The sequence below is a fragment of the Acinetobacter sp. YH12201 genome, from assembly GCF_013418145.1.
In the GTDB taxonomy this organism is placed as follows: Bacteria; Pseudomonadota; Gammaproteobacteria; order Pseudomonadales; family Moraxellaceae; genus Acinetobacter.
Genome location: NZ_VPCP01000042.1, coordinates 19,920 through 30,475, shown reverse-complemented (window position 1 = coordinate 30,475; position 10,556 = coordinate 19,920). Strand labels below are relative to the sequence as shown.

The following is a 10,556-nucleotide window of genomic DNA, read 5'->3' as shown; positions in this document are numbered from 1 at the left end:
GGCTCAACCAACATCATCTGACGGTGCCATCGAGTTCTCCCACCGCCAAGGCCATCAATTACACTCTGAAGCGTTGGCCAGCTTTAAGCCGCTATTTGGATGATGGCAATCTACCGATTTGCAATAACTGGATTGAAAATCAGATGCGCCCCTGGGCGTTGGGACGTAAGAACTGGCTGTTTGCTGGCTCGCTGCGCAGCGGCCAACGAGCTGCCAATATCATGACTTTAATCCAGTCAGCAAAGCTGAATGGACTGGATCCGTATGCCTATTTAAGTGATGTGCTGAAAAGGCTGCCGACGCATAAAGTGACCCAAATAGAAGAATTACTGCCACACCGCTGGAAATCCGACCAAAATTAAAAAATAGGCATGGGATTCAGCGGACGCTTACCCAGCAACAGTAAAGATATGTAATTATCATTTTGATGAGTAAATAAAAAAGCCACCTAAAGGTGGCTTTTTTATATTCAGCAGAGCTGAAACAACAATTAACCTAGTTTCTTAGAAACATAGTCAATAGCTGATTGAACAGTTGTGATTTCGTTAGAATCTTCATCAGGGATAGTGATGTCAAAATCATTTTCGAAAGACATAACAAGCTCAACTAAGTCCAAAGAGTCAGCACCTAAGTCATCCATAAAAGATGCTTCGTTTTTGATTTCTTCAGCTTTAAGACCAAGTTGTTCTGCAACCGCTTGTTTGATACGTAGTTCGATATCGCTCACAGGAATTCTCCTCATTGCTTGTGGCGTTTTTAATGCCGTTAGTTTAATTGAATATCTTATTTTTGCAAAGTTTATACTTGAGCTTAGCTCATGTATAAACCGCCATTTACATGTAAAACAGTACCAGTGATATAGCTTGCTTTATCGCTTGCTAAAAAACTCACGGCATTTGCGATATCTTGTGGATCACCTAAACGGTTTAATGCCACTTGATCACTCATTTTTTTACGAATGTCTTCGCTTAATTGATCCGTCATTTCTGTTGCAATAAAGCCAGGTGCCACAGCATTCACGGTAATTTGGCGGCTGCCCATTTCTTTTGCAAGACTTCGACCAAACGCTTCGATGCCTGCTTTGGCAGCAGAATAGTTGGCCTGCCCCGGGTTTGCAAAGTGTGCTACAACAGAACTGATATTAATAATGCGGCCAAAACGTGCTTTAGTCATGCCCTTTAAGACACGCTTAGACAGACGGTATACTGCCTTCAAATGAATATTGAGAATATCGTCCCAATCATCTTCAGACATACGCAGTAACAAATTATCTTTGGTAATGCCAGCATTATTCACTAATACAAGAACTGGACCATATTTTTGTTCAATATCTGTAACTAGTGCATCAATGGCTGCCGCATCACGTACATCCAGTACTGCACCCACACCATTTTCAGCAAAACTTGCAGATAATTTTTCTGCGCCCGCTTCTGAAGTGGCGGTTCCCACTACAAAATAACCGTCTTGAATCAATTGCTGAGCGATGGCTGCACCAATCCCTCTGCTCGCGCCTGTCACTAATGCGACTTTGCGTTCCTGTGTCATGCAATTTTTCCTTCAGCCACTAAAATGGCGTTTAGCGCATCTTCCATACGACTGTTACTGTCGACTGGGAATGCTTTTTCGATATTTGGTAAACGCTTCGCAAGATTAGCCAATACATTACCTGGACCACATTCAACCACATACTGCACTCCTTGATCTTGAAGGAACTGCATGGTCTTGGTCCATTGCACAGATTGATACAATTGTGCAGTCAATGCCTGACGTAATCCTGCTACATCTGTCGCGATTTCCGCGTTGACATTTTGTATTACAGGAAGGCTAGGCAGCTCAATGGCAGTATGTTCCAAAGCTTGTGCAAATTTGTCAGCAGCGGGTTTCATCAGTGAACAGTGCGATGGAACAGAAACAGGTAAAGCAATGGCTTTACCGCCATTTTCTTTTGCCAGCTCCATAACCGCTTCGACCAGGGTCTTATCACCTGCAATCACCACTTGGCCCTGAGCATTATAGTTGGCAGCTTCTACTGAACCACGCCCATGAATATTGACCTGCTCGCATAGTTCAATCACTTTGGCATCATCCAGACCCAGAATAGCCGCCATTGCACCTTGACCCTGCGGTACTGCATCTTGCATCAATTTGCCACGCAAATTCACCAGCTTAACCGCATCACCCAGTGACATCGCTCCGGCAGCAACCAATGCGCTGTATTCACCCAGTGAGTGTCCTGCAAGATATTTTGGCGCCACTCCACCCAACTCTAGCCACACACGCCAAAGTGCAATACTTGCGGTGAGCAGTACAGGCTGGGTAAATTCAGTCTGATTTAAACCTTCGCCGCTTTGTGCAATGTGCCAGAGATCAAAACCCACGGCTGCCGATGCTTCTGCAAAAGTTTCTGTCACGCTACTAAACTGTTCAGCCAATTCTGCGAGCATACCGACTTTTTGTGAGCCTTGACCCGGAAATACAAATGCTGTTTTCGTTGCTTGAGCAACTTGCTCGAGTTGTTTAGCAGACATAAAAAAATCCTGTAATGAAGTGATATTGTTATTCAACAATCGGTTAAATAACCAACATACACTTATGTAAGCTTATTTACGGAACGGAATTTAACACTTAATTTTTGTTTTGGTAATTGCCAAATACAACAAAAAGACGCCATAAAAAAAGGGAGCTTAACGCTCCCATTTTTTCTACTAAGCTTGACGCTTAATACATCATCAATTATTCAGCAGATGCTTTAGCGAATAATTGGCGACCACGGTAGATACCATCTTTAGATACGTGGTGACGACGGTGAGTCTCGCCAGTAGCTTGGTCTACAGTTAATGCATTCTCGGTTAAAGCGTCATGTGAACGGCGCATGTCACGGCGAGAGCGACTTTTACGGTTTTGCTGAACGGCCATGATGGCTCCTTACAAAGATCGAAAAAATGGATCAGAACAAATTCAGTTGTCTTATACTTAACAGTATAACACAAAAATTAGTTAAGTTTACCCTTCAAACTTGCCAAAACACCAAACGGGTTATCCCGTTTTTCTTCGACAATGTCATCAATGGCAGGTTGATGCTTATGCTCACAAACGTCATGCTTAGGAGACAAAGGCAACAACAATAACAATTCATCTTCTATCAGAGAAAGTAAATCAGCCGTCGCAGGCGCATCATAGCTGCCTTTTGTCGTTGCTTCACTCTCACCTAAGACGATGAAATCAGCATCCTCATCCAAGCGCTCTATCAGTGATTCATCATCCACAAGCGCTAAATGAAAGTCTGAAACGAGAGAAATTTCAACAGGATTCAGACAACGCTGACATTCCATTGGTACTTTCGTTTCAACATGACCATCTAACCATACGATACGATGATACGCATCCATTGATAGCTTACAGTCTATGTTAATCAATTGATCATCAATTGATCCAACAGCTTCACGGGAAATACGAACAAAGCGAGACAATGGCAGTGTACCTGACCATGTAAAGCCCTGTTCAGCCCATTTAAACGGCTCAATCTGTGCCGGAAAGGTATTTGCTGACATAATTAAGGCGGCAATTCTACAAATTCATCGGTACTCTGTCAAAGATTAAGATACAATTTTGTACTTATTTAGACAGATCAATTGGGTAATACAAGTCATGCATCAGTTGCAGCCGCAACCTGAAGTCACCACTTCATTACAGTTAACTACTTATTCAACCTCAAGTTCTGCTGTTTCTATCGACCCTGTGCAACGCTCACCCTGGGCCAGTTTGCAAACTGAAGTTCAACAAGTTGATTGGCTTATACTACACTTTAATCACTGGTTTTCCCACTTAAATGTGTGTTTGGTCAAAGGCGATTTTGAACCTGAATATTTTCCGGCAACCGAAGATGCGCCTGCCCGCATTCAATTTGCCCATGGTTTCTTTAATAGTGCCTTGCATGAAATCAGTCACTGGACTATTGCGGGTGAGCAAAGACGCTTGCTCCCCGACCTGGGTTACTGGTATGCCCCAGATGGTCGCACGGCAGAACAGCAGGCTTTATTTGAGCAGGTCGAAATCAAGCCTCAAGCGATTGAATGGATGTTTGCACAAGCTTTTGGTCGTAAATTCCGTGTATCTCTGGATAACCTGACTGGTGACGGCGGTGACGGCAGCACCTTTAAAGATAATGTCTTTGCTCAAGTACAACGTTATTTTTCCGGTGAAGCCAAGTTGCCACGTGATGCTGCACATTTTATTGCCTGTATCTGTGCCTGTACCCGGGGTGGCAAAACATTACAAAGTGACGAGTTTCAACGTGACATGCTGGATTAATTTACACAAAATCATCAAAGCCTGATTGCAAGACTTTGTAAATTCAACAGATAATGACTAATAGTAAGTCGGGGGAGAAAATAAATATGCTGCATTTAAGAATACATCCTGATAATCCTCAACCACGTTTGATCAGCCAGGCAGTAGAACGTATTCGTGCCGGTGATGTGGTGGTTTACCCGACCGATGCGGCCTATGCCATTGGCTGCCAGATCGGCAATAAAAATGCCATGGAACGGATTGCGCAGATTCGTGGTCTCGGTCTAAAGCATCAATATGCCATTCTTTGTTGTGACTTATCCGACATTGCCACCTATGCCAAAGTCGACAATGCCATGTATCGTCTGCTGAAAAACAATACCCCGGCAATCACCACTTTTATTCTGCCGGCGACCAGTGAAGTGCCTAAACGCTTGATGCACCCGAAAAAGAAAACCATTGGTTTACGCGTACCAAGCAACCGTGTGTGCCAAATGTTGCTTAAGGAATTGGGTGAGCCATTGTTAACCAGCACCCTGATTCTTCCCGGTCAGGATGAACCTTTAGATGACCCTTATGACATTGAGCAACAACTGGAAAAGCGTATTGATGTATTTATTGATAGCGGATTCGGCACCTTAAGCACCACCAGTGTTGTAGATTTATCCGGTGACAATCCTGAAGTGATCCGTCGTGGTGTAGGTGATGTCAGCGCTTTTGAATAAGCACGGTTAAGATTAAAGGGAATGTTCAGGATCAAGGAGTAGTGCGAGAATGGATCTGTTTTATGTGCTGCTCAACTATCATGATTTTGAGGTAAATAGCCGCATTTATGCGGAAATGCCCTGGACACTTGAGTCTAAAGTGAAAATTATGAAGGCAGATGCTGAGCAACCCCCTTCTGCGATGATCGACAACACCTATGCATTTTTCCTGGAAGTTGCCGTTATTCACAAATTATCCAGCCTCGATCAAACTCAAAATTTATGCATCCGAGACAGTGCGCAACAGATCATCGAATTTGCGCTCAAGTTATCGACATCCACCGCAACAGATCATTAAACACAGTAAAGTTAAAGAACATCACGCAAGCGCATTTTTTGTTGCCCATTCTGATCAAAATTATCTACCCTTAACCAGGCCCGATAGGCTTTTTCCAGTTCAGGCCACTCTTGATCCAGAATTGAAAACCAGGCGGTATTGCGGTTACGACCTTTGGTAATACGGTCTTGGCGAAAAGTACCTTCATAATGAAAGCCAAAGCGCAAAGCTGCGCGTTTAGAGGGCAGATTTAAGTCATCACACTTCCATTCCACACGGCGAAAGCCCTGCTCAAAACAAGCTTTTAATAATAAATAGATGACTTCTGTCGATGCTGTAGACTGTTTCAGTTGATGTGAAAAATAAACATTGCCGATTTCAATAACATGATCGGCAGAACGCTGGTTCAGCAAGCCTACCCATCCTACAATTGCATGATTGGCTTCAACCAGATAATGGATTGAATTTTTGAACTTAAAGTTATTTTCAAGAGCAGTTTGCAATTCCGCTGCATTTTCAAAACCCGAATAAGGTAAATAAGTCCAGCAGCTGCGATCAACCTCACCATTTACACATTGCCAAACTTGCTTCAACTGATCTTCACTAATGGTTGCTGAAGATAAGACATGCAGGGTGGCATATTTGCCATAGAGGGTATCGGCTAAAAAATGGGTCGGCAAAGGATGAGATACGGGAACTCCAATAAACTGCCCATATTCATTTTCTTGTACTTTTTCATGATCTTTCATGACATCGGGGATCTCTTTTTTTATTGGCATTCATATTGCCGAAAATTTTGCTTTATTCTATATTCAGAATCTTCTTTTATTCTATTCACAATATGAGGCCTAATGCTATGCCCCATTTTTTCATAAAAATCTAAAATCTAATCGGTTCGGTCAAAAAAATTAAAACCATACTCCCCTATGCATTTCACATCATCAAGCCAGTTAAAAACCTTACTGAATTTCAGGTTTTTTTGTATTTGTTGACTTAACTAATTTATTTGAAGTCAAATTTCCATTACACTAGCGCTTACTAATTTACGTGCTTTTTCTTTCGATGCGAGATCGAGGCAAAAGCATCATCCTGCATGCCTTTGAAAATTCGCGTGGCCTAAAACTGCAATGAATCAACCTATCCATAATCCTATGGAGCCAAGCTCACATATCCGTGTTATGGATGAGTGGCAAGATACGATTCCAGAGGATTTATATATTCCTCCTGCTGCATTTGAAATTCTGCTAGAGCATTTCGAAGGTCCACTCGACTTCCTGATTTACCTGATTCAAAAAAACGGTTTCGACTTATTACAACTAGATATCGCTCCGATTGCCGCGCAGTATCTATCTTATATGGATGCCATGAAGTCGCTGAATATTGAGCTGACGGCAGATTATATGGTGATGGCTGCCTTGTTGGCCGACTTGAAATCACGACTGCTATTGCCAAAACCGAGCACAAGTGTTGTCGTTGAAAAAGATCCCAAACAGCAACTGATTGACCGGCTGGAAACCTATTTACGGGTCAAACAGGCGGCGGAACGTTTAGGACACATGTCTGTTCTGGAACGCGATACCTTCCCGGCCAATATTAGTCTGGGTCAGGTAGTGCAAATCAATGAAGGCTATGATGTCAGCCAGTTACGTGATGCGCTGTTTTGCGTATTCAATCGCCCAGAACCTGTCACCCATCAAATTCAGCAAGAACCAGTGTTGCTTGAAGAACGCATTGCCTTTATTGAAAGCCGTTTACAGTCCGGTGAAGTGCTGCATTTTGAAGCCCTGCTTAAACCCAGCCAGGGGCGCATGGGCATGGTGGTTACATTTATGGCCATTTTAGAACTCACACGGCAACAAAAAGTAGCTATTATTGCCAGCGGTATTGAAGCACCACTTGCAATTCAAGGAGTAGCTGCATAATGGATCATCAAGCAACATCTCTATCTGTTGCCGAGAATCAACATGAAGTGCTGATGCAACTGGAAGCCATTATTTTTGCAAGTGAAACAGCTGTTTCGCTTGCACGTTTGAAAGAAGCGTTCCAAAATCAATATAATAAACAGGAATTGCGTCAGTTGTTACAACAGCTCGCCATGCTACAACATGGTAGATCGATTGAACTGGTAGAAACCGCACAAGGGTTCCGTTTCCAGGTTCGGGCTAAATATCGCAATATCATTACCCAGGTGTGGCCGGAACGACCAACTCGTTTATCACCCACCCTGCTCGAAACCCTTGCTGTGATTGCTTATCACCAACCAGTAACCCGGGCAGATATTGAACAGATTCGTGGAGTTTCAAACAATAGTCAGATCTTAAGATCATTGTTTGACTGGAACTGGATTAAAGAATCCGGCTTCAGAGAACTACCGGGAAGACCTGCGTTGTTAGTTACAACGCCACAATTTTTAAATGCTTTTGGTCTGACATCTTTAGGCCAATTGCCTCCCCTGCAGGATGCCAAGGAAGCTTTTATGACGCTCGATGCTCACGCAGCGAAGTCGTAGATAGGTGAACTGTTGATGATAATTTCTAAGGTTATGCTGTCATGAGTGAAAAATTACAAAAGGTGCTTGCACGCGTAGGTTTGGGTTCTCGCCGTTATATGGAAGAAGTCATTGCCGCTGGTCGTGTCAGTATCAATGGACGCGTTGCCCAAGTGGGTGAACGCATTGAACCAGGTGATGAGCTTCGCATCGATGGTCGTAAAGTCCAATTCCAGATTGAAGACGAAATCCGTCGTCGCGTTCTGATTTACTACAAACCCGAAGGTGAAATTTGCTCACGCAATGATCCTGAACAACGTCCTACCGTATTTGAACAGTTACCTGCAATTGCCAATGACCGCTGGGTGATGGTCGGCCGTCTGGATATTAACTCAACCGGTCTTTTACTGTTCACAAATGATGGTGAATTAGCCAACCGTTTAATGCATCCATCAAATGAAATTGAACGTGAATATGCGGTTCGTGTGATGGGCGAAGTGACACCACAAATCAAAAACAACATGCTTCAAGGCGTGGTTTTAGATGATGGTCCGGCGAAATTCGAATCCTTCTCTGAAATTGGTGGTGACGGCATCAACCGTTGGTATCAGGTGGTGGTTAAAGAAGGTCGTAACCGCGAAGTGCGTCGTATTTTTGAATCACAAGGTCTAAAAGTCAGCCGCCTGCTGCGTACCCGTTATGGTACCGTGATTTTACCGCGTGAGCTTCGTACCGGCCGCTGGATGGAGCTGGATAAAGCCGATATCGACAACCTGACCAAATCTGTAGAGTTGAAGCCACGTCAAGGTACAGGCCTGTTTGGTATGGCAAAACGCCGTACCGAACGTATGCAAGAAAAACCAATGGCAGCACGTCGTGGCGGTTATTTGCGTCAGCAACGCCGTGATAGCGAAGAAGGTGAAAACCAAAGCCCAATGGGCTATGCACAGCGTGATCGTCGTGAAAACCAGAATGGTCATGCACAACGTCGTGACAATACTGGCAATCTTTATGCACGTCGTGACGGCAATAATGGCAGCGGTTTTGCCCAACGCGGTGAACGTCGTCAAGATGGCAATCCAAACACTTACGCTCAACGTGAACCACGTCAAGGCAACAGCTATGCACAGCGTGAAAACCGCCCTGAAAACTTTGGCAATCAAGCGACATATGGCCAGCGTGAACGTCGTGATGAAAATGCACCACGTAAACCATTTGGCAACAAAAGCTTTAAGAAGTTTTAATTTTTAAAACTTTCCTTTAAAAAGCCACTCAATAGAGTGGCTTTTTTTATATCCTTCTCTTTTAAGCAAGAGTTAGGATAAAACAGGAATATCAATCCACTGTGCATTCGGGAAATGTATCGCCAGATAGCTTTTCAAATAATCCGAAGTATCTCTGGAAATCAGCTGGTCCTGTGATTCGTCATTCAGGTTATAGGCCAAAGCATAAAGTTCCAGACCACGACTTTTCAAGACTTCCAGACTGAGCAAGGTATGATTGATACTACCCAAACGACCAGAACTAACCAGAATGACAGGGAATTTCTGTTCAGCAATATAGTCAATCGTTAACAGTTCTGTGGTTAAGGGCACCATTAAACCGCCTGCACCTTCCAGCAACACTACTTCATATTTTTCAGTTAATTGCCGGGTCGCATCGGCAATTTTCTGGAAGTCGATTTCACGGTCATCAATTTTAGTCGCCAAATGCGGTGAAGCCGGATAAGTAAAAATTTCCGGCATGGTGAGTTTGCTTTCATCTTCCGGAAACCAGCCCATCTGCATCATTTTACGGTGCTGTTCAATATCTTCAGAAATATCAGTATTGCCGGTTTGCACCAGTTTCTGGGTGATGGTTTTCTTGCCCTGCTCATTCCATAACTTCGCCAGATAGCCTGTGGTATAGGTCTTGCCAATACCAGTATCGATGCCACTGATAAAATAAACGGGGGATGTCATGGCTTACTCCGTGCAATGCAATAAATAGGATGATAGCTCAGCTGATAATGGTGCTGACCAGATTGATCCAGCTCCGAAAATTGCTGATAGTCCTGATAAAACTGCTGTAAAGACTGTTTGGTCCAACGATGCTGTGCGGCGGTTGCAGTTACCCCGGTGGCCTTTAAATGCTGCAGCACCGCTTTAGGATGGGAAAAAGTTAAGGTTTCCATGTTTTCGGAAAGATGCAGAATTTCAAAACCCTGTTTAAGCAGCTTGTGCTGAATCTCATCAAGAGTCAGATAATTCAGCCCTTGCCCAGTCAGAGCCTTAATTTCTTGCAAATTCTGCTGACCAAAAGTGGAAAAACACAAATAGCCGTTTTCGATAAGCGCCGCTGCACTTTTTTTAAAGACCGAATCGATATCGCCCACCCATTGCAAAGCCGAACTGGAAGCGATCAGGTCAAGGGACTGCGGAAAATCTAGTTGTTCCACATCGCCAATCAGCCACTCCAAATTTTCCTTAGCTTGAAAATGCTGCTGAACTTCAAGATACAGGTCATTTAAAAACACATGCTTTATTTCCAAATTTTGCATCAGCAAATGGCTTAAATTGCCTGAGCCACAGCCGATTTCAAAAACACGGTTCAAGCTGGTACTGGGCAAATATTGCTGCATCAATTGCAGCAGCTGTTGGCAAATCTGTTTTTGCACGATGGCATGTGCGGCATAGCTTTGTCCTGCCTTGGCAAAACGCTGTGCAACTTGAGACTTATCAATATTCACGGCAACAAC

14 protein-coding genes and 1 pseudogene are annotated in these 10,556 nt (G+C 43.7%); 7 read left to right on the top strand and 8 right to left on the bottom strand.

The annotated features are described in order from the left end of the window. Positions 1-362: transposase (locus FTU91_RS09610; protein WP_180082023.1), on the top strand; the 362-nt coding region annotated here is incomplete at its 5' end. Between the two features lie 128 nt (positions 363-490). Here FTU91_RS09610 and acpP read toward each other — a convergent pair. The 5 genes from acpP to FTU91_RS09585 form a co-directional block, all read right to left on the bottom strand. Further along, positions 491-727: an acyl carrier protein gene (gene acpP, locus FTU91_RS09605; RefSeq protein WP_004651013.1), complete on the bottom strand. Its 237-nt coding sequence runs from the start codon at positions 725-727 to the stop codon at positions 491-493. A gap of 83 nt (positions 728-810) precedes the next feature. After that, a complete protein-coding gene (fabG, locus tag FTU91_RS09600) occupies positions 811-1,545 on the bottom strand; it encodes a 3-oxoacyl-ACP reductase FabG (RefSeq protein WP_180082021.1) in 735 nt (244 codons plus the stop codon). Then, positions 1,542-2,528, bottom strand: a complete 987-nt coding sequence (fabD, locus tag FTU91_RS09595) for an ACP S-malonyltransferase (RefSeq protein ID WP_180082019.1) — start codon at positions 2,526-2,528, stop codon at positions 1,542-1,544. Before fabD ends, fabG begins: the two co-directional genes overlap by 4 nt. A gap of 205 nt (positions 2,529-2,733) precedes the next feature. After that, the gene (gene rpmF / locus FTU91_RS09590; protein ID WP_004279227.1) at positions 2,734-2,916 is read right to left on the bottom strand and encodes a 50S ribosomal protein L32; all 183 of its coding nucleotides are present in this window, start codon (positions 2,914-2,916) and stop codon (positions 2,734-2,736) included. Between the two features lie 77 nt (positions 2,917-2,993). Further along, positions 2,994-3,551 (bottom strand): DUF177 domain-containing protein, encoded by a 558-nt coding sequence (locus FTU91_RS09585; RefSeq protein WP_086196070.1) that lies wholly within the window; start codon positions 3,549-3,551, stop codon positions 2,994-2,996. A 97-nt stretch (positions 3,552-3,648) separates the two neighbouring features. On the opposite strand from FTU91_RS09585, the gene FTU91_RS09580 reads away from it, so the two are divergent. From FTU91_RS09580 to FTU91_RS09570, 3 genes are all read left to right on the top strand, one after another. After that, positions 3,649-4,311, top strand: a complete 663-nt coding sequence (locus tag FTU91_RS09580; RefSeq protein ID WP_180082017.1) for an elongation factor P hydroxylase — start codon at positions 3,649-3,651, stop codon at positions 4,309-4,311. A gap of 86 nt (positions 4,312-4,397) precedes the next feature. After that, positions 4,398-5,015: an L-threonylcarbamoyladenylate synthase gene (locus FTU91_RS09575; protein ID WP_180042499.1), complete on the top strand. Its 618-nt coding sequence runs from the start codon at positions 4,398-4,400 to the stop codon at positions 5,013-5,015. Positions 5,016-5,064: 49 nt separating this feature from the next. Beyond that, the gene (locus FTU91_RS09570; RefSeq protein ID WP_180082015.1) at positions 5,065-5,352 is read left to right on the top strand and encodes a hypothetical protein; all 288 of its coding nucleotides are present in this window, start codon (positions 5,065-5,067) and stop codon (positions 5,350-5,352) included. A gap of 11 nt (positions 5,353-5,363) precedes the next feature. On the opposite strand, the gene FTU91_RS09565 is transcribed toward FTU91_RS09570, so the two are convergent. Beyond that, positions 5,364-6,080 (bottom strand): GNAT family N-acetyltransferase, encoded by a 717-nt coding sequence (locus tag FTU91_RS09565; protein WP_180082013.1) that lies wholly within the window; start codon positions 6,078-6,080, stop codon positions 5,364-5,366. 378 nt (positions 6,081-6,458) lie between these two features. On the opposite strand from FTU91_RS09565, the gene FTU91_RS09560 reads away from it, so the two are divergent. The 3 genes and pseudogenes from FTU91_RS09560 to rluB all read left to right on the top strand — a co-directional run. Beyond that, entirely contained in the window at positions 6,459-7,253 is a 795-nt protein-coding gene (locus FTU91_RS09560; protein WP_180042502.1) for a ScpA family protein, read from the top strand. Then, on the top strand, positions 7,253-7,840 hold the full coding sequence (scpB, locus tag FTU91_RS09555) for an SMC-Scp complex subunit ScpB (RefSeq protein WP_180042503.1): 588 nt from the start codon (positions 7,253-7,255) through the stop codon (positions 7,838-7,840). Before FTU91_RS09560 ends, scpB begins: the two co-directional genes overlap by 1 nt. Before the next feature lie 41 nt (positions 7,841-7,881). Next, a pseudogene (gene rluB / locus FTU91_RS09550) lies at positions 7,882-8,736 on the top strand (23S rRNA pseudouridine(2605) synthase RluB); the annotation flags it as partial. A 399-nt stretch (positions 8,737-9,135) separates the two neighbouring features. Here rluB and bioD read toward each other — a convergent pair. Both bioD and bioC read right to left on the bottom strand, forming a co-directional pair. Beyond that, entirely contained in the window at positions 9,136-9,780 is a 645-nt protein-coding gene (bioD, locus tag FTU91_RS09545) for a dethiobiotin synthase (protein ID WP_180082011.1), read from the bottom strand. Continuing rightward, complete coding sequence (bioC, locus tag FTU91_RS09540) at positions 9,777-10,547, bottom strand: malonyl-ACP O-methyltransferase BioC (protein ID WP_180082009.1); 771 nt, start codon at positions 10,545-10,547, stop codon at positions 9,777-9,779. Before bioC ends, bioD begins: the two co-directional genes overlap by 4 nt. Between the last annotated feature and the right edge of the window lie 9 nt (positions 10,548-10,556).